General features: G+C 71.1%; 13 protein-coding genes. 5 read left to right on the forward strand and 8 right to left on the reverse strand.

From position 1 onward, the window contains the following. Positions 1–7: 7 nt before the first annotated feature. Both MBA17_RS21110 and MBA17_RS21115 read right to left on the reverse strand, forming a co-directional pair. Positions 8–610, reverse strand: a complete 603-nt coding sequence (locus MBA17_RS21110) for a hypothetical protein (RefSeq protein ID WP_238498236.1) — start codon at positions 608–610, stop codon at positions 8–10. A 208-nt stretch (positions 611–818) separates the two neighbouring features. Then, positions 819–2,294: an amidohydrolase family protein gene (locus tag MBA17_RS21115; protein WP_455432810.1), complete on the reverse strand. Its 1,476-nt coding sequence runs from the start codon at positions 2,292–2,294 to the stop codon at positions 819–821. A gap of 88 nt (positions 2,295–2,382) precedes the next feature. Here MBA17_RS21115 and paaZ point away from each other — a divergent pair, with 88 nt between their 5' ends. Then, positions 2,383–4,416 carry a phenylacetic acid degradation bifunctional protein PaaZ gene (paaZ, locus tag MBA17_RS21120; RefSeq protein WP_238498237.1) on the forward strand — a complete coding sequence of 678 codons (2,034 nt, stop codon included), beginning with the start codon at positions 2,383–2,385 and terminating at the stop codon, positions 4,414–4,416. Between the two features lie 342 nt (positions 4,417–4,758). On the opposite strand, the gene MBA17_RS21125 is transcribed toward paaZ, so the two are convergent. After that, the gene (locus MBA17_RS21125; RefSeq protein WP_238498238.1) at positions 4,759–7,575 is read right to left on the reverse strand and encodes a hypothetical protein; all 2,817 of its coding nucleotides are present in this window, start codon (positions 7,573–7,575) and stop codon (positions 4,759–4,761) included. Positions 7,576–7,877: 302 nt separating this feature from the next. On the opposite strand from MBA17_RS21125, the gene MBA17_RS21130 reads away from it, so the two are divergent. After that, positions 7,878–8,705 (forward strand): hypothetical protein, encoded by an 828-nt coding sequence (locus MBA17_RS21130; protein ID WP_238498239.1) that lies wholly within the window; start codon positions 7,878–7,880, stop codon positions 8,703–8,705. A gap of 217 nt (positions 8,706–8,922) precedes the next feature. Here the strand turns inward: MBA17_RS21130 and MBA17_RS21135 are convergent, their stop codons facing one another. The 4 genes from MBA17_RS21135 to MBA17_RS21150 all read right to left on the reverse strand — a co-directional run bounded on the left by MBA17_RS21135 (position 8,923) and on the right by MBA17_RS21150 (position 14,485). Next, on the reverse strand, positions 8,923–9,588 hold the full coding sequence (locus MBA17_RS21135) for a TetR/AcrR family transcriptional regulator (RefSeq protein WP_238498240.1): 666 nt from the start codon (positions 9,586–9,588) through the stop codon (positions 8,923–8,925). Positions 9,589–9,669: 81 nt separating this feature from the next. Continuing rightward, entirely contained in the window at positions 9,670–12,483 is a 2,814-nt protein-coding gene (locus MBA17_RS21140) for a SpoIIE family protein phosphatase (protein ID WP_238498241.1), read from the reverse strand. Positions 12,484–12,593: 110 nt separating this feature from the next. After that, positions 12,594–13,940 (reverse strand): MFS transporter, encoded by a 1,347-nt coding sequence (locus MBA17_RS21145; protein ID WP_238498242.1) that lies wholly within the window; start codon positions 13,938–13,940, stop codon positions 12,594–12,596. 164 nt (positions 13,941–14,104) lie between these two features. Beyond that, entirely contained in the window at positions 14,105–14,485 is a 381-nt protein-coding gene (locus tag MBA17_RS21150; RefSeq protein WP_238498243.1) for a winged helix-turn-helix transcriptional regulator, read from the reverse strand. 121 nt (positions 14,486–14,606) lie between these two features. On the opposite strand from MBA17_RS21150, the gene MBA17_RS21155 reads away from it, so the two are divergent. Next, complete coding sequence (locus MBA17_RS21155; protein ID WP_238498244.1) at positions 14,607–15,014, forward strand: RidA family protein; 408 nt, start codon at positions 14,607–14,609, stop codon at positions 15,012–15,014. A gap of 7 nt (positions 15,015–15,021) precedes the next feature. Here the strand turns inward: MBA17_RS21155 and MBA17_RS21160 are convergent, their stop codons facing one another. Then, the gene (locus MBA17_RS21160) at positions 15,022–16,203 is read right to left on the reverse strand and encodes a PucR family transcriptional regulator (protein ID WP_238498245.1); all 1,182 of its coding nucleotides are present in this window, start codon (positions 16,201–16,203) and stop codon (positions 15,022–15,024) included. Between the two features lie 98 nt (positions 16,204–16,301). Between MBA17_RS21160 and MBA17_RS21165 the strand changes: the two genes are divergently transcribed. After that, positions 16,302–17,639, forward strand: coding sequence for a purine-cytosine permease family protein (locus MBA17_RS21165; protein ID WP_238498246.1), 1,338 nt, complete (start codon positions 16,302–16,304; stop codon positions 17,637–17,639). Further along, complete coding sequence (locus MBA17_RS21170) at positions 17,636–18,649, forward strand: TIGR03619 family F420-dependent LLM class oxidoreductase (RefSeq protein ID WP_238498247.1); 1,014 nt, start codon at positions 17,636–17,638, stop codon at positions 18,647–18,649. Before MBA17_RS21165 ends, MBA17_RS21170 begins: the two co-directional genes overlap by 4 nt. Positions 18,650–18,672: the final 23 nt, after the last annotated feature.

Raw genomic sequence — 18,672 nt, forward strand, 5'->3', positions numbered from 1 at the left:
GAGGTCCTTAGGTGGAAGGTCGGTGAGGATCGAGCGCGGCGTCGTACGGCATGACCCAGAAGTACTCGCCGTCGGCGTGGTAATCGAAGATCAGGGCGCTGCTGCCGGCACTCAGCGGGTCCGTGCCGTTCTGGCGGACCTGGATCACGGCGGAGGAGCCGTCCGCGGCGGTGACCTCGGCCTGGCCGAAGTCGGCGCTGACGCTGCGCGTCCTGATGACGCACATCCGGCCGATGAAGTCGTTGCGGGAGGGCGGCTGTTCCTCGGGGAGCAGGCGGCGCACCGGGAGCACCAGGAGACGGGTGCCCAGCCAGGCGACCAGCAGGGCGACGGCGAGCACGGCGAGCCGCGCCGGGGTGCCGTCGGTGAACGCGCCGCCCGCGAGGCTGGTGAACCAGGCCAGCGCGACCATCAGCGACAGCACGACGGTGACCGGCATCCCACCGATTCCGAGCCCGGTCAGGAGCCCCGAGGGCCCGTCGTCGGGATCGAGCGCGTCCAGTCCCAGTCCGCCTGCGAGCACCAGCACCCAGTAGCCGATGACGACCAGCAGGAGAAAGCTAAACAGAACGGTCGGGAACTCGAGCGTGGCGTCGAGAAACTCCCCCATCGAAATACGTCGTCCTCCCCGCTACCGCCCGGCCGTGGCCCCCCAAGGCCAGAGCTAGTAGTTGATCGCGAAATATAGCGGGATAAAGCACGACATTCAATGACTTGGTGAGCTATTACGCATACTCAAGCCGCCCGAAGATCGCAGTAAACCCGACCTGGTCAGGCACCCGCCGCCCCTTCGCCGCCGATATGACGGGCCGACGCCCCTACCCGCGTCTGATCGGACGGCCGGGCATCGCCGACAACACCAGCTCACCGTCGCGGACGACCGGCTCGCCCCCGACGAACACGTGGGCATACCCCGTGGAGGGCAGCGTGCTCGCCTCGTACGTCGCCCGGTCGCCGACCGCACCCGGGTCGAAGACGACCAGGTCGGCGTCGCATCCGGCCTGCAGTCTGCCCTTACGGCGCATCGCGGGCACCGACGGCTCCAGCACCCGGGCCGCCAGCAGCCCGCACCGGGCGACGGCGTCGAGCAGGGTCAACGCCTCGGTCTCCCTGACATAGCGGCGCAGGACCTTGGAGAACGTGCCCGCCGTACGGGGATGGGTGACGGCCGTGGCGGGCAGCGGCCAGGCCGTCTCGTCGGGCTCGCCGGCCGTCCAGGTCAGCGGCATGGCGTCGGAACCGATCACCGTGCTCTCCGCGAGCAGGGCGCGGTCGAGGAAGGCCAGGTCGGCGGGTGACTCCTCGTCGAGGGTGTGGATGAAGACGAGGCCGCCCGGGTCGGCCGCCCTGATCTCCTCCAGCCGTGCGGCGTCGGCCGGCCGCTCGCCGGTGCGCGCGTAGACGAGCGCGCTCGGCCCGATGCCCAGGGCGTGCAGCCGGTCGGCGGCCAGGAAATGGGCCCCGATGCCGGTCATGCCCGCGCCGTAGGGGTACGCCTCCGTGGTGACCCGGCCGCCCTCGGCGCGGACCCGGTCGACGAGCGAGAGGACCCGGTCGACCTGACGGACCGAGGTGCTGTTGATGTGGCAATAGTGCATGTGGGCGCCGGTCTCCGCGGCGGCGCGCACCAACTCCTGCGCCCCGTCGATCGGCACCCCCGGCACCCCCTCGACCAGCGGGCGGGCATGGGTGTAGGTCGGCACCCCCGCCGCGGCGGCGAGCGCGGCCACCGCGAGGTACTCGGCCGGGTCGACCTCGGGGGCGTAGCCCATCAGGACGCCGATGCCCAGCGCGCCGTCGGCCAGTTCGGCGCGCAGCAGGGCGAGCAGGGCGTCCAGCTCGCGGGCGCTCGCCGGGGCCTGCCAGGCGCGGGCCGAGATGTGGCCGAGCGCCCCCGTGAAGCCGCCGCCGGGGGCGATGCCCGCCACGGCGGACATCCGCGCCTGGGTCCAGGAGGCGGAGAAGCCGTAGTTGAGCGGCCTGCCCTCGGCCGCGGCCCTGCCGTACGCCTTGGCCACCGGGATGACGCCGGCCTCCAGCTCCAGCACGGTGGTGACGCCGTCGAGCGCCTGGAGGCGGTGCCCGGCCACGGTGTCGGAGTGGCTGTGCAGGTCGATCCAGCCGGGAGCGACGGCGAGACCGGTGACGTCGAGGACGCGGCGTCCGGCCAGCGGCTCGGCGGAGACAGCGGTGATGACTCCCGCGCTGATCCCGACGTCCGCGACGGCGTCGAGGCCGGTCTCGGGGTCGAGTGCCCGGCCACCGCGGAGGACCAGGTCGGGCATGTCGGCCACAGCCGCCTCCTCAGGTGCGCACGTGCACTCGCGATCATAGCCGTGCCGGGGTAGGAACGAGATGACTCGATGACGAGGAGGCCCGGCGATGGCGCCGTTGCGAAGCTATGTCTCTGGCTCCTGGCACACTCCCGCGGACGGCGGCGAATCGCTGCTCGACGCGGTCACCGGCGAGGAGGTCGCGCGGATCTCCACCGGCGGCGTCGACTTCGCCGCCGCGCTCGACCACGGCCGCAGGACCGGCGGGCCCGCACTGCGCGAGCTCACCTTCCACCAGCGGGCCGCCCTGCTGAAGGCGCTGGCCTCGCACCTTCGCGAGCACCGCGAGGAGCTCTACCAACTCTCGCTGCGCACCGGGGCGACCCTCGGCGACGCCCGGTTCGACGTCGACGGCGGCCTCGGCGTGCTGTTCTCCTACGCGAGCAAAGGCCGCCGCGAACTGCCGAACGACACCGTCCTCCTCGACGGCGAGGTGGAGCGGCTCGGCAAGGGCGGTTCCTTCGTCGCCCAGCACCTGTGCACGCCGCTGCGGGGCGTCGCCGTGCAGATCAACGCCTTCAACTTCCCCGTCTGGGGGCCGCTGGAGAAGTTCGCGCCCGCGTTCCTCGCCGGGGTGCCCTCGCTGGTCAAACCGGCCCGCCAGACCGCCTATCTCACCGCCCGGCTGGTGGAGCTGATCGTGGACAGCGGGCTGCTCCCCGAAGGGGCCCTGCAACTCGTGTGCACCGGTCCGGGAGACCTCCTCGACCATCTGACCGAGCAGGACCTCGTCTCCTTCACCGGTTCCGCGGCGACCGCGGCCAGGCTGCGCGCCCACCCCGCCGTGGTGGCCCGCTCGGTCCGGTTCAACGCCGAGGCCGACTCGCTGAACTGCTCGATCCTCGGCCCGGACGCCCTGGCCGGCAGCCCCGAGTTCGAGCTCTACGTCAAGCAGCTCGTGACGGAGATGACCGTCAAGGCGGGCCAGAAGTGCACCGCGATCAGGCGCGCGCTGGTCCCCGCCGCCCTGCTCGACGACGTGGCCCTGGCCGTGGCCGACCGGCTCGCCAAGGTGACGATCGGCGACCCCGCCGACCCCGACGTCCGGATGGGCGCGCTCGCCAGCCTCGCCCAGCGCGAGGAGGTCCGCCGCTCCGTCGCCGCGCTGCGCCGCGCCGGCGGCGTCGTGTACGGCGACCCCGACCGGGTCGAGGTGACCGGAGCCGACCCCGTGCGCGGCGCGTTCATCTCTCCCGTGCTGCTCCGCGTCGATGACCCGGGCCGCGTCGAACCGCACGAGGTGGAGGCGTTCGGGCCGGTCAGCACACTGATCCCGTACGACACGGCGGAGCAGGCGATCGCGCTGGCGGCGCGCGGGCAGGGCAGTCTGGTGGGCTCGGTGGTGACCGGCGACCCGAAGTTCGCCCGCGAGGTGGTGCTGGGCGTCGCGCCGTGGCACGGGCGGCTGCTGGTGCTCGACGCCGAGGCGGCGGCCGAGTCGACCGGGCACGGTTCGCCGCTCCCCGCGCTGGTGCACGGTGGCCCCGGCCGGGCCGGCGGCGGCGAGGAACTCGGCGGGATCCGCGGGGTCCTGCACCACATGCGGCGCACCGCCGTACAGGGGAGTCCGGCGATGCTCGCGTCGGTGACCGGGCGGTGGGTGCCGGGTGCGCCCCGCGCGGTCACCGTGACGCACCCGTTCCGCATGCACCTGGAGGAACTGCGGCCGGGCGACACGGTCATCGCCGGTCCCCGGCCGGTCACCCTGGCCGACATCGACCACTTCGCCGACTTCACCGGCGACACCTTCTACGCCCACATGGACGAGGAGGCGGCCAGGGCCAACCCGTTCTTCGACGGGCGGGTGGCGCACGGCTACCTGGTGGTGTCACTGGCGGCGGGCATGTTCGTGGACCCCGACCCCGGCCCCGTGCTGGCCAACTACGGCCTGGAGAACCTCCGCTTCCTCACCCCCGTCTACCCGGGCGACGAACTGACCGTCACGCTCACCGCCAAGCACATCGACCCGCGCGAGGGCGCGCCGTACGGAGAGGTCCGCTGGGACACCGACGTCACCAAGCAGGACGGCTCCTCGGTCGCGAAGTACGACGTCCTCACCCTCGTCGCGAAACTGACCCCCTGACCACGCCCGCGCTCGGGCGGCTTGCCATACCCGCCGCTTGTTGCGTGCCGTACCTGCCCGTACGGCAAGCCACCCCGGCGCCCCGCGCCGCCCGTGGTGCGGTCCGTCGGGTCACGCCGCTCCAGCAGCGGTGGCGAGCCGCCGTCACGGCGTGCCTTGACGTGGGTTCTTCGGTACGTCCGAAGGGCTTGAACCTGCCGCCACGAGGGGTCGGGTGTCCGGGGCCGGGGTGTGGTGTGGGCCCCGGCCGGGCCGGTGGTGTCGGCCCGGCCGGGGTGTTCGGTGGCGGCCGGTGATGGTGTCGGGGAACGTCAGGGGGCGGTCACGGGGCTCAGGGGGCGGTTACGGGGCTCGGAGGTAGGCCACGCCGAAGGCGGAGTCGGCGGGGGTGCCCTCCGGGGAGTGGCAGTAGACGTCCACGGTCAGCTGCGGTGGGGCGCTGTAGGAGTTGAAAACGCCCAGGTGGCAGTACTGGCCGGGGGTGTTGGTGGTGACCTGGGCGCTGTCGATCGGCTTGCCGATGCCGGTGTGGACGACCCGGTACCACCCCTTCGCCAGCCGGGTGACTGTCGGGGATCCGCCGTCGCTGCTGTAGGAGCGGCGTTGGTCGATCACCGGGCCGGCCGGGTCGCCGGTGGTCGTGACGTAGGCGGCGGGCGCCGACGGGTCGCGGTGAAGTCCCCGGCCCTGCACGTAGGAGAGCACCCAGGGGGAGTCGACGCGCCGCGCCGTGGATTCCCCGCTCACGGCGTAACAGCCGACGGCCACCTCCAGGGTGTCACCGGCGACGGTCGTGCCCTCCGGGTGACAGCGGGCCGGCCCGCCCGAGCCGTACGGCGTGACCTGCGGGTAGCCGCTGTCCTCGGTGAACGCGGCGCCTTTGAGGACGACCTTGTAACGGCCCGGACCCTCGTGGCGGACGTGGTTGACCTGGCCGGCGGAGTTGTAGGTGCCGTCGTTGCGCACGGGGGTGAGGCTGCCGGTTCCGCCGGGCGGGTTGTAGCGGACCGTGGCGTACGGCGTGTCGCCCGGGGCGGCCGGCGCGGCGAAGAACACGGTGAACCACCAGTCGATCGGTGCCCCGGTGTGGTCGAAGCACCGCACGCGGATCACCTCGTCCGGTACGGCGGGCTCCTGACCGGCCACCGCGCACGTCCGCCCCCGATAGGTCGTGCGATACGCCGTCACGTGCGCCACTCCGGTCGCGGAGGCGATGTCGGGCAGCCGGACGGTGTACTCGCCGGTGCCCGTATGGGTCACCGTCGCCCGGTGTGCGGCGTTGGCGGGGTCACGCCGTCCGGTGGTCCACTGGAAGGTGGCGTCCAGCGCGGTCTCGGCGCCCAGCGGGGCGGTCGCCTTGTCCATGTAGGCGAAACCCCAGCGGGGAGTGGCCGACGCGGTGGGCGCGGCCGCCGCCACCATGGCGTCGATCAGCTCCGCGACGACGCGCTTGCCCTGCTCCTCGGTGAGTCCCGGCTCCGGGGCGCTCGGCGGCGGGCTGCCGGCGTCGGGGGAGACGCCGACCCGGAAGGTGATGTTCTCCCAGTCGTCCGAGCCGGTCAACGGCGTGCTGTCAGGCTCGGTGCCGCCCAGCAGGTTGACGGAGACCTCGCGGGTGGGATCGGGATCCGGGACGCCGGCGGAACTCCAGTTCCAGTCGAGGCCGCGCCTGGCGTCGCCGACGCGCAGGACGCGAGCCGGGTCCCGCCACGCCGCCGTCAGGCCGGTACTCGCCCCGATGCCCGCACTCTCCACGAGCCGCGTCATCTGGAGATCGTCCAGTTTCTCGCGCGAGTAGTCGATGGCGCTCACCGCCTCCGCCGTCTCCACCCAGGAGTCCTCGGCGGTGTCGCCGGGCATGTCGCGCAGGGCGGCCAGCCAGGCGCTGTAGTCGGGCAGGCCGGTGAGCTGGTACTGGTAGCTCAGGACGGACAAGTAGTTCGGCTTGTAGTTGGTGTTGTCGCCGCCGCCGTGCAGGAGACCGAGCGCGTGTCCCAGTTCGTGGACGAAGGTGCCGCTCTGCGTTCGGTCGGTGATCTCGTCCCAGGCTCCCAGGGACACGATGAAGTCGATCGCGTAGCCGTCCACGGGGGCGTAGCCGCTGCTGGTGGACTCGTCGTGCTTGTATCCCCAGAGGTTGTAGAAGAACAGGTTCTGCCGGTGCGGCGGGAAGTGGGCCGCCCGGTGCCGGTCGAAGCCGGTCCGCCCGTCCTCCCCCTGCTCGCGCAGTGGCCGCCGGCGCTCGGCGGGGGTGACCGGGATGGCGTCCGAGAGGTCGACCAGCAGTTGGATGCCGGGCTCGGGCCTGGGGCCGTACGGGCACTGTGCCGCCGCGTTGACCGGCGCGTTGTCGAACATGTGGCGCGCCTCGTCCATCGCGGTCGCCGACGGCCGGTCGGACGCGGTCCCGTCGTCGAGCCAGTCGATCTCGACGGCCGTCGTCTTCCGGCACGGGTCCGCGGCCCGGTCGGGGAGCCAGGTGTCGAGCGTGCCGTCCGCCCGCCGGATGCCGAAGAGTTCCACCCGGTCGGTCAGGCCGTCCCCGTCGGTGTCGGGATCCGGCCGGCCCTCGTTGGTGTTCCACGACTGGTCGGTGTTCTTGTAGAAGCGGTGCAGCGGTTCGGCGGGGTCCGGGGAGGCTCGGTCGTAGTACACGGCTCCGGTGTCACGGTCGGTGACGCGCAGCGCCTGCAGGTTCCAGTTGTCCGCCGAGATATCGGGCTTGGTCGTCTCGTGGGTGAATGTGAAGCCGTCGAGCAGGTGCCTCGCCGGCACGCACGGCGTCAGGTGGGTGTCCCAGGTGAAGGTGGCGTTCCGGGTGTCGCCCGTGCCTCCCCGGTGGAAGGGCTGGGGCGTGGCGTCGGGTGTGCCGTCGCCGTCCCCGTCCTCGAAGAGGAGGGTTCCGCCGCCGAAGGTGATCCTCTCGGTGGACGTGTCGTGCAGGCCGTCGTCGCCGGTGGTGACGGTGAACGTCACCCGGCACACCTCGCCGGCGGCGGCCCGCGCGGGACCGGCCGGAACGGCCGACACCCCCGCCACCGTGAGTGCCGCCAGGAGGACGAGGGCCATCAGCGCGGGCAGCCGCCGGCCGCGGGTACGGCTCCGCGGTCCGGGGCCGCGCGTGGGCCCGCTGTGATCTTCGTCGGTCGCTGATCGCAATTCGGCTCCCTCTTTCGAATGAGTCGCAGGTCTGGCCGATGTCAGGTCGACGGTGGGGCAGCGCTGCGATGCCGGACAACGAATCGCGAATCATCCGTACAAGTCCGGACACGACATCCGGGCCTTTCCGGCCTTCCGGGCGCTCCTGGCCTGTAACTATTCGTGGTCTGTCGACGACGTACAGGTGTGCCGGCCTGTCGTCGCCCCCGCCTCGCCCTGAGCCGGTGCCCCACGACACCCGGGCGGGGCGCGTCCCCGCGTGACCTCCACCCGCCGGCCCGGACGCCCTGACAGGAACTCATGTGACCTCTGCCGGAACGACCCAATCCCCCTCGGCCGCACGCCAGACCGCCGCGCTAACGGCGCTGGGCGTGGTCGCGGACGTGGCGGCGCTCGCCCAGCTCCTGGTCAGCGGCCCGCAGATGGGCATCCTCGTCGCGGGGGTGCTGGCGGCGCTGTCGGGCATCGGCGGGCTGATCCGGCGGTTCGGCGAGCCGATCGGCCCCGGCGCCCTCGTCATGGCGGCCCTCATCGCCATCGGGGCGGGCACGGCGGGAGTGTCCGCCGAGCGGCTCCTGAGCGATCAGGCCGCGCTCGGTCCGGCCTCGCAGAGCCGTACCCTCGCCCCCGGGCCCTCGGGACCGGTCGCCTCCGAGCCCGTTGCCGGTGACACCGGGAGTACGGGCCCGTCGAGTGCCGCGCTCCCCAGCCCGTCGCCGTCCGCCTCGGTCGCTCCCGACGACGGGGCGAAGGGGACGCCTGCGCCCGCCCGCGGAGCGGTCGTCAACCAGGGCAGGGCCGTGCTCGTGGACCTCGACTACCTGGATCTGGAAGGCGGCGTGATCAGCGAGGTGAACGACGCCGCCGACATCACCTACAACGCTCCTTACAAGGAGATATGGACCAAGGGCGGTGGGGCGCTGTGGATCACCCCGTTCTCCGGCGAGCCCAGCATGGCCCAATGCGAGGATCGGCTGCGCTCGCGGCACTACGGGAGCGTGTCCGTCGAACAGGGCGGCTGGTTCTGCGTGGAGACGGCCCAGAAGAACATCGGCGCGGGGCAGTTCGTCAAGGCCGCCGAGCGGGACGGAGAAGAGCTGACCCTCGCGTACATCGTCTGGCGACGATGACCCTCCCGCCCGGCGAGGGGCGGGCGGGAAGGCGAGCCGCCGGCGCGAACCTCATCCAGCGCCGCGCGCCAACGCCCGACCTCGGCGTCACGGAGGGCAGATCGTCCCGCCGGGCGGGACATGATCCTCGCCCGGCCAGTGCGGTGTCCACTTCGCCGGGGTCCAAGCGGCTCCGACCTCGGCTCCTGGAGCCGGTGAAACGTTGCTGGACACCGCGCTAGCGGCGTGCGCGCGCGGGTTTGGCCGGCTCGGCCTTCTTGGGGACCCAGCGTTCGCCGAGTTCCGCAGATGTCGGTGGCGGGCCCGGTAACGAGTCCGTCGGGGTGACGCGCAGGGAGTCGAGGATCAGGGCGAGGTAGCGGTGGCGGAGCTGGACGATTCGCTCGGGGTCCTCGACCCGGATGGCGGTGAGCTGCTCGAAGAGCATGGACAGGTCGGCCACCTCCAGGTCGGGGCGGATGACGCCGGCGGCCATGGTGCGTTCGAAGAGCCGCACGGTCAGCTCCGCGGCCCTCTCGGACTCGCGGGTCAGCTCCTCGGTCGGGGTGAAGGTGCCCGCCAGCCGCTGGGTCAGCGAGTGGGTGTCGGCGTCGGTCACCCCTCGCATGAAGCCGGCGAAGGCGGACCACGGCTCACCCTCGTCGGCCAGCGCGGTCTCCAGTTCGGCGATGTAGTCGTGCAGGCCGTCCAGGCAGAGCTTCCTGAGCAGTTCCTCCTTGCTGGCGTAGCGCCGGTAGAGCGCGCTGATGCCGACTCCGGCGTGCTCGGCGACCGCCGCGATGGGAGCACCGGGATCGGCGACGAACACCGCCCGGGCGGATGCGAGGATCACCTCGTCGTTGCGGGCCGCCTGAGCCTGCCGCCCGCTCATTGATGCTGTCACGTGATCCACGCTACATCAGAACAAATCATTCCGTTCTGCTGTACCCCTACTTTCTCGATCCCGCGAGTGCCGGCGGGCGACTCAACTGGACAGGGCGGGCAGGGGCTGTTCGGTCCAGATGCATTTGCCGTCGGCAGTGAAGCGGGTGCCCCAGCGCTGTGAGAGGGCGGCGACGAGCTGGAGGCCGCGGCCGCCTTCGTCGGTTTCCGCGGCGCGGCGGATCCTGGGCGTGGTCTGGCTGCCGTCGGAGACCTCGCACACGAGGGTGCGGCTGCGCAGCAACCGGAGCCGGAGCGGGCCCTTGGCGTGGCGGACGACGTTGCCGACCAGCTCACTGGCCACCAGTTCGGTGGTCATCACCAGGTCTTCCAGGTGCCAGTGGGCGAGTTGCTCGCGTACATGCCCGCGGGCCTCACCGGCGGCGATGGGGTCGTCGGGCAGCGACCAGGAAGCGATGTTCTCGGCGGCCAGCCGGTGCGCACGGGTGATGAGCAGCGCGGCGTCGTCGGCTATCGGTTGGTGCGCGCCGGGCAGCATGGCGCCGGTCACGGCGTCACACAGGTGATCCAGCTCACTCCTGTGATGATCGGAGAGGAGCCGAGTCAGCTCGGCCATGCCGTCGTCCAAGTCACGGGTGGGCGACTCGACCAGGCCGTCGGTGTAGAGCACGAAGAGGGCTCGGTCCGGCAGGTGGAGCTCGGCCGTGGTGAAAGGCGGCTCGGCGGCGCCCAGCGGCGGGTCGGGAGTCGTTCGCGGGACTCGTACCGTGCCGTCGGGGTGGACGATGGCGGGTGGGGGGTGTCCGGCGCTGACGAAGGCGCACTCGCCGGTGGTGGGGTCGTACACGGCGTACAGGCAGGTGACGTAGGTGTCCTCGCCGAGGCCGTTGACCAGGTCGTTGAGGTGAGCGAGGAGTTCGTCGGGCGGCAGTTCGAGGTCCGCGAGGGCGCGCACGGCCGTGCGCAGGCGGCCCATGGTGGCGGCCTGGGACAGGCCGTGGCCCATGACGTCGCCGATGACCAGGGCAACCCGCTCCGCGGAGAGCGGGATGATGTCGTACCAGTCTCCGCCAAGTTCGGTGCCGCGGGCCGGCAGGTAGCGGGCGGCTGCGGTGATGCTGGGCAGGGACGGCAGGTCGCGGGGCAGGAGCAGGCGTTGCAGCTCCTGGGCGCGCATGTGTTCCGCGTCGTACATGCGGGCCCGCGCCAGGGCCTGCGCGATCAGGCCGCTGAACGCCGTGAGCAGCGTGCGCTCTTCGCCGGTGAACCGGCGCGGAAGGTCGAAGGAGATCACGCAACAGCCCCTGGGGTGTCCGGGGACCACCAGCGGGAGCAGTACCCAGGCGTTCATGCCCGAGTCGGCCATGAGGGTGTCGGTGTCCGGGCATCGCGCATGGTCTTCGATGAAGGCGGGCAGGCCAGTCTGGAGCACGTCGGTGAGGATGGAATGGTCGGTGGCCCTGCATTGCTCGATGCGGCCGAGAACGTCGGGCGGGTAGCCTACGGCTCCCACGACGTGCAGGCGGTCGTGCTCAACAGTGACGATCACCAGGCCGGCGGCGGCGAAGAGCGGCAGAACCCGCTTGGTGATGACCCGCACCATGTCTTCGGCGGTCACCGCCTCGCTGAGGGTGGAGGTCAGCTCTTGAATCCAGGCGGCCCGTTCCGCGGCGGCGTGCTCAGCGGCGATGCGCTCCGCGTCGCGGATTCGCTTCTCGGTGAAGTCCGCGAGGTAGAGGGTCAGGCCGTCCGGCACCGGCACCAGGCGCACGTGGTACCACCGCTGGTCGGTCGGCCACCGCACGTCGAAGCTGGCGGGCGCCCGCTCGGCGGCGGCTCGAAAGCACCGTGACCGCAGGTCGGGCACATCGCCCGCGGGCAGGTCCCACAGCACCCGGCCGTGCAGGTCGCTGGATCCCAGGAGGCGTTCGGCGCCGAGATTGACGAAGATGATCTGCCAGTCGCGGTCCACCGCGAGAAAGGCGTCGCTCATGTACTGCAGCGCCCGGCCGGCCGACTCCCTTGCAAGACGGCTCTCGGTGGTGTCCCAGACCGTGCCGACCATGCGTACCGGCTCACCGTCCGCGTCCAGGATGAGGCAGCCCCGCGCGTGCATCCAGCCCGTGGTGCCGTCGGGGCGGCGGGCGCGGTACTCGACCTCATAGAGGCTCTTGGCGCGAATGGCCTCCTCGGTCGCGGCCATCACCCTGGGCAGGTCCTGCGGGTGGACGATGTTCACCCAAGTGTCGATGGTGTAGGGGGCGGTGCCGGGGTCGATACCCATCATGGTCAGAGCGGGTTCGTCCCATTGCAGGTCGCCGGTCCGGATGTTCCAGTCCCAGGATCCGACTTTGACCGCTTTCAACGCCTGCTGGAGATGGGAGTCGGCCTGCCAGAGGCGGGGCGTGCCGCCCGGCTCCGGGGTGGTGGTCTCGAGTCGTTCGGAAAGCCAGAAGGCCAATGACCGGAGGAAGGCCTGCCGGTCGCCCGATAGTTCGGCGGGCCCGTCGGTCAGGACGGACATGACGCCAAGGGACGCGTCGGAGCCGTCGAGCGGGACGGCCGTCAGCATCACCGTGCGGGACGGGCCGGCGGCGAGCGGGACGGGGCGGCAGGTAAGTGCCCTGGCGTCCAGCGCGTGGGAGATCACCTCGCGGACGTCGCCGCCGGTATGCAGCTCCGCCGGGGGCAGTCCGGAGGCGACCACCAGGCGCAGCTCACAGCTGCCGGTGGGACCGCGCCAATGCACCATCCCGCTCAGCGCGTGCACATCGGCGAGCGCCTGGTCCAGCGCGTACTGCAGGACCTCAATGTCGCTGAGCCCGGCGCACGCGACCGCGAGTATGCGAAGCCGTTCCTCTTCCGAGGCGGCAGCGGAGGTTTCTTTCGTCCCCATCACATCGCCCCCTCCTCACGTTACCCCGGTGCCTGACCGGCTCCTACGGGCGATCGGCGGACCAGGCACAGCGCCGTCGGCGGCAAGGTCGAGGCCGACGGCGCCGCAGACTACGCGTCCACCGGAACCGGTGAGGCCGCCTGGCCGGTGCGGGCGGAGGTGACGAAGCGCGGCGCGATCAGCACCCCCAGCAAGCCCATGACCAGGGCGAACAGGAAGGCCGCCCAGTAACCTGAGCCGATCGCGGTGAACAGTGCGCCGGTGACGGCCACCGCCACCACGGAGAACACCGACTCGCCGACCTGCAACGCCGAGCTGTTGACCCCCTGTTCGCCGGGACCCGACAGCTCAAGGGTGAGCACCGACAGGGTCGGATAGATCAGGCCCATGCCGAAGCCGCTCACGATCCACGCCGGATAGGCCAGCGCCATCGGCACCGCGTCGAACGTCACGGCGCCCATCAGCACGAACCCCAGGGCGAGCAGCGCCATGCCGCCGCGGACGTTCACCATCCGGCTGAACACCTCGCGCCCCTGCAGCCAGGAGGCCAGTGACCAGGTCAGCGCCCCGCCGGTGAGCGCCAGCCCGGCCGTGATCGACGACATGCCGCGCTCGTTGATGAGCATGAGCGGGACCAGGATCTCGCTCGCGAAGAACGCGCCCGTCGCCAGGCCGCGCAGGGCCACCACGGCCGGCAGTCCGCGGGCCGCGCGGAGGGTGCCGGCCGGCAGCAGGCGGGGCAGCGCCACGACGAGGATCACGAAGCCGATGAGCAGCAGGGGAAGCCGGCCGTCGCTGCCGTACTGCATCAGACCGGCGCCGACGGCGGTCACCGCCGCCCACACGACCTTGACGCCCAGCCCCGGCGCGGGCGCCGCCTGTCCGCCCCGGATCGGCTTGCCCGCCAGGCCGCGCCACATCACCAGCGCGGCGGGCACGGTCAGCAGCGGGACGCCGAGGAAGACCCAGCGCCAGCCGATCGTGTCGACAACGGCTCCGACCAGCGCCGGACCGGCCATCGAGGGCACCACCCAGGCGGTGGCGAACAACGAGAAGATCTTCGGATGCAGCTCCTCGGCGTACACCCGGGCCACCACCACGTACAGCGCCACCTGCACCAGCGCACCGCCGAACCCCTGCACCAGGCGGCCGGCGATGAGCATCTCCATGCTGGTCGCACTTCCCGCCAGCAACAGCCCGACGACGAAGCTCGCCACACCGACCCACAGCGGCGCGGACGGCCCGCGCAGGTCGGACCACCGCCCGCCCAGCACCGTGCCGATGACCGCCGCGGCCATCGCCCCGCTGAACGCGAGGCCGTACAGTTCGAGGCCCCCCAACTCCTTGGCCACGACCGGCATCGCGATCGCCACGGCCATGTACTCCAGGGCGACCAGCGAGATCATCGCGATCAGCCCCGCAGTCAGCCCCTTGTTCGTCAGACTCTTCTCCGTCATGCTCACGACGCTATTGACGGCCACCGCCGAGCACATCGGGGGATGGTCTCATCCCTCTAGGACCTAGGTCCTCAGCCTCCCGACGTACGGCGGCGCGCTCCCGCACTCGACGACGGCTCACCGAACCGTCCGGCCGACGGCTTCGCGTGCGGGTGATCCACCCATCAGGCGTCGAAGCGGCGGCGGGAGGCTTCGATGTCGACGAGGTACCGGCTGGTCCAGTCGCACATTCCATTGACCGTCGCTCGCAGGGCCTGGCCCGGCTCGGTGAGGGTGTAGTCGACCCGCGGCGGCACGGTGGGGTGCACGGTCCGCTCGACCAGGCCGTTGCGCTCCAGCATGCGCAGATTCTGGGTGAGCATCTTGTGGCTGATGCCCTCGACCTCATTCCGCAACTCGGTGAAGCGCAGGGTGCGTTCACCGAGGAACTCGATGATCAGAAACGCCCACTTGTTGGCGACGTCCGAGAAGATCTCCCGCGCCAGAGAGTCCGCGCGCGTGAGGTCCGCGTCCTCGGGCGAGCCCTTGAACTGCTTGGTCACCATAAGGTTCTCCAGTCACTGGAAAGTGCGTTCTTCCACGTCAGCGGCCACTCTCCTATGGTTCCTGAGTAACCACAAGAGAGCATAAGTAGCCCACGGGCTCATGACGAAGGAGGCGGGCAGCATGGCCATCACTCTGGTGAACCCCAGTGGACTGCCGGAAATCGATGCGTACCGGCAGGTGTCCATCGCGACCGGGTCGAAGCTGGTCTTCATCGCCGGGCAGGTCGCCTGGGATGCCAAGGGGGTCACGGTCGGCGAAGGTGACCTCGCCGCTCAGGTCGAGCAGTGCTACCTCAACATCGGCACTGCCCTGGCCGGGGTCGGCGGCTCCTTCGACGACGTGGCGAAACTAACCGTCTACGTCGTCGACTGGACCCCCGACAAGATGCCCCTGTTCCTGGAGGGGGTCACTCGGGCGGCCGCGAAGCTAGGCGTCACCCCGGTCCCGCCGGGCACGCTGCTGGGTGTTGCGGCACTGGACGTACCCGGCCATCTGGTTGAGGTCGAGGCCACCGCGATCATCGACTGAACGGGTGTCAGGTGGGGTTCAGTTCGTCGGCGCGGAGGGCCAGGAGGACGTCGGCGCGGACCAGGTCGGCGGGGGTTTCTGCGTTGAGGAGGCGGGTGATGCGGCGGACCCGGTAGGTGACCGTGTTCTCGTGGACGGCCAGCAGGCGGGCGGTGGTGCGGGTGGAGAGGCCGCTGGTCAGGAACACCCGTAGCGTTTCCACCAGGGCGGGGCTGCCGCGCAGCGGGGTGAGGATGGAGTCGGTGAGCCGACGCGCGTCGAGCGGGTTGCCGATGAGGAGCACCTCGGGGATGACGTTCTCGAACGGCACCACCACCCGGTCGGCCCTCATCCGCAGGCCGGCTTCGAGGGCGGAGAGCGCCTCCTTGCATGAGGCGCCCGCCTCGCCGAGCCGGGGCCGGGGCTCGCCGAGGCCGACGATGAGCCGGGCGGGCATGCCGGGCCTGCGGGCGGCACGGGTGAACGCTTCGCCGATGCCGGGCGCGTCGGCGAACACGAGCAGCAGGGTCGAGCCCTTGCCGCCGACCAGCAGCCGGGAGGGAAGACGCGGCCTGACGGCTTCGAGGAGCATCCCCTGGGTGCGGGTGAGGGCCAGCGGGCTGGTCTCCTCGGGCATCCCGATGGCGGCGGCGCGGTGCGGGACCTGGGCGCGGACGCCGACCAGCCGGGCGCGTTCCTCGACGTCTCCCGGGTCGAGGGGTTCGCCGCCGGCCAGCCGGGAGACGAGGTCGGTGGCGATCTGGTCGAGGTGCCCGGCCGCCTCGGAGCGGGTCTGCCGGTAGGCGTCGGTGGACGCCTCGATCAGCACGTCCGTGCTCGTGGCCAGGCGGTGCGACAGCTCGATGAGGGTCTTGGTCGGAAGGGGCGGGCCGACGGTGGCGAGCCGCTCCAGGAGCAGTCGTTCGGCCGCGTGCCAGGAGGCGACCACCGCCTCGACGGGCACCCCCTGGATGGCCCGCCGCTGGCCCAGCGCCGCCGCCGGGTCGAGCTCCGACCCGCGCGGACCGCGGCGTTCGGCGACGGAGGCGAGCAGGACGCGCAGGTTGGGCGCGACCACGCCGGCGAGGTCCATCACGTCCATCCGGGCGTGGTCGTAGCCGGGCAGGTTCTGCCAGACGGCGGCGACCAGGCTGGTGGCGAGGTCGTCGACCTGGGGGAGCAGGAGACCTACCCTTTGTGGCAGATCCACAAAGAACCTCCCCTCATATTCCAGTCGGTCCACGTAGAGGGATCGAGAAGTGCTGACTGACTATGGAATATCACAGGTCAGATGAGGAGAGGACCCTCATGAGTTCACAGGTCGCGCCCCCGGCGGAACGGGACACGCTCGCCACCGACCTTGACGATCACGCCCTCGAACCGGTCCCGACGAACCGCCGCAAGTCGCTGCTCCAGATGATCATTGTGCAGATCGGCTGGAACATCAGCGTCAGCAGCTTCCTGGTCGGCGGCGTGGTGGGCGGCGGCAGTTCCTTCGGGGCGGGCATCGCCGCCATCCTCGTCGGCAACCTGGTGCTGGTCGTGGTCTCGACCTTGGTCGGGCTGGTGGGCTACCGGACCGGGCTGTCGAGTTATCTGGCCGCCCGGGCGGTCTTCGGGCGGCACGGCGCGGTCGTCGTCTCGCTGCTGCTCGGCCTGCTCGCCATGGGGTTCATCGGGGTACTGATGGACACCTGGGGCGGTGCGGTGAACAAGCTGCTCCCGGCGATCCCCTCGTGGGTGTTCGTGCTGGCCTTCGCCCTGGCCATCACCTCCACGGCGATCTTCGGAATCAAGGGGCTCGCCAGGTTCTCCGCGATCGCCGTGCCCATCGAGATCGGCATCGCGCTGGTCGCCCTCTTCAAGATCGGCGGTATGGAGGGCGGCTTCGCCGAAGTCATCGCACACACCCCCGCCGTGCCGATCGGGTTCGGCGCCGCCGTCGGAGCGGTGATCGCGACCTGGGTCACCGGAGCGGCGCTGGTCGGCGACGTGACCAGATACGCCAGCCGCCCGCGCGATGTGATCATCTCCAGCTTCTGCGGCTTCGTCGCCGGCGCGGGCGTCTTCGAGACCATCTCCATGGTCTCCGCGATGAAGGTCGCCAACAGCAACTTCGTGCTGGTCATGCAGGGACTCGGGCTGCTCGCCCCGGCCGCGGTGATGCTGGTCCTCGCACTGTGGAACACCGCGGACAACAACCTCTACTCCGCGTCGCTGGCCTTCACCAACGCCTCCAACACACTGGGCGCGCGGATCGGCAAGCCGGTGTGGACGATCGTCTCCATCGTGATCGCCGTGCTCGTGGCCTTCGCCGGGCTGGCAGACTCCTTCCTCGTCTTCCTGAACATCGTCGCGCTCGTCGCACCGCCGTTCGCCGGCGTCCTCATCGCGCACTTCTGGGTGCTGGCCCGCCACAGCTCGGGCACGGAACTCCTCCGCTCCGCGCCTGCCGTACGGGTCGAGGCCCTGGTCGCGTGGGCGCTGGCGGCGGTGCTCTCGAAGGTGACCGACGTGCTGCTGACCGACGCGATCGAGGGACTGGTGTACGGCTTCGTGTGCTACGCGCTGCTCGGCTGGGTGCTGAAGAGGATCAAACCGATGGGCGCGCCGGAGCCGGCCGTACCGGAAAGGGATGAGTCATGAGATTCGGCCTTGGAGTGCCGACGGGGACCGAAGGATTGATGTACCCGGTCCCCTACGCCGACATCGGCCAGGCCGTACGGCTGGCGGTCGAGGCGGAGCGGCTGGGCTTCGACTCGGTGTGGGCCAACGATCACGTGTCGACCCAGGCGTACGTGCGGGAGGAGTTCGAGACTCCGCCGCGCTTCTACGACCCGTTCGGTTATCTCAGCTATGTCGCGGCGATCACCAGCAGGATCCGGCTGGCCACGGCGATCATGGTGCTGCCGTTCCGCAACCCGGTGGTGGCCGCCAAGCAGGCCGCCACGCTCGACCAGCTCTCCGGCGGCCGGGCCGTGCTCGGGGTGGGCATCGGCGCCTACCGCGAGGAGTACGAGGCGATGAACCCCGGGCGTCCGCTGCACCGGGGCGAGCACGCGGCGGAGGCCATCCAGGCGTTGCAGGCGCTCTTCACCCGGCGGCGCGCGAGTTTCCACGGACGCTGGGTCGACTTCCACGACGTGGAGTCGTACCCCAAGCCGATGCAGCCGACGTTGCCGATCCTGTCGGGCGGCAACGCGCCGGGGTCGCGCACCCGGGCCGCGCTGTACGCGGACGGCTGGCTGCCCGCCTGCCTCACCCCCGGGGAGGTGGCCGACGGCATCGCCGCGATCGGCGACCGGGCCACCGCCGCGCGCGGCGGCCTGCCCCCGGGATTCGAGGTTGCTTTGCAGGTGGCCGTGTGCGTCGCGCCCACCATGGAAGAGGCGTGGCGCAGGTTCCGGGCCTCGCAGATCCACAACCACCTCGTCTCGCTGTCCGGCTCGACGCTGAAGGACCAGGGTGTGGAGGATCTGGCCCGCCGCAACCTCATCGGCACCCCGGAGAGCGTGGCCGAACAGGTGGCGGCCTACCGGGCGGCCGGCGTCGACACCATGGCCGGGCTGCTGTTCGCGGCCAACACGGTGGAGGAGACGGTCGACGCGATGGCCGAGTTCAGCGAGACGATCATTGGCAGGGAGACGATCGGATGACAGCGGGTCTGCGGGGTCCGGCC

Origin of the sequence: Dolomitihabitans soli, assembly GCF_022213955.1 — a bacterium.
Classification (GTDB): Bacteria; Actinomycetota; Actinomycetes; order Streptosporangiales; family Streptosporangiaceae; genus Streptosporangium_A; species Streptosporangium_A soli.

Bases quoted from the DNA above. Each gene is read 5' to 3' on its own strand.
- MBA17_RS21110 (WP_238498236.1), bottom strand. From the start codon at position 610: ATGGGGGAGTTTCTCGACGCCACGCTCGAGTTCCCGACCGTTCTGTTT.
- paaZ (WP_238498237.1), top strand. From the start codon at position 2,383: ATGGCGCCGTTGCGAAGCTATGTCTCTGGCTCCTGGCACACTCCCGCG.
- MBA17_RS21140 (WP_238498241.1), bottom strand. From the start codon at position 12,483: ATGGGGACGAAAGAAACCTCCGCTGCCGCCTCGGAAGAGGAACGGCTT.
- MBA17_RS21145 (WP_238498242.1), bottom strand. From the start codon at position 13,940: ATGACGGAGAAGAGTCTGACGAACAAGGGGCTGACTGCGGGGCTGATC.
- MBA17_RS21150 (WP_238498243.1), bottom strand. From the start codon at position 14,485: ATGGTGACCAAGCAGTTCAAGGGCTCGCCCGAGGACGCGGACCTCACG.
- MBA17_RS21155 (WP_238498244.1), top strand. From the start codon at position 14,607: ATGGCCATCACTCTGGTGAACCCCAGTGGACTGCCGGAAATCGATGCG.
- MBA17_RS21165 (WP_238498246.1), top strand. From the start codon at position 16,302: ATGAGTTCACAGGTCGCGCCCCCGGCGGAACGGGACACGCTCGCCACC.
- MBA17_RS21170 (WP_238498247.1), top strand. From the start codon at position 17,636: ATGAGATTCGGCCTTGGAGTGCCGACGGGGACCGAAGGATTGATGTAC.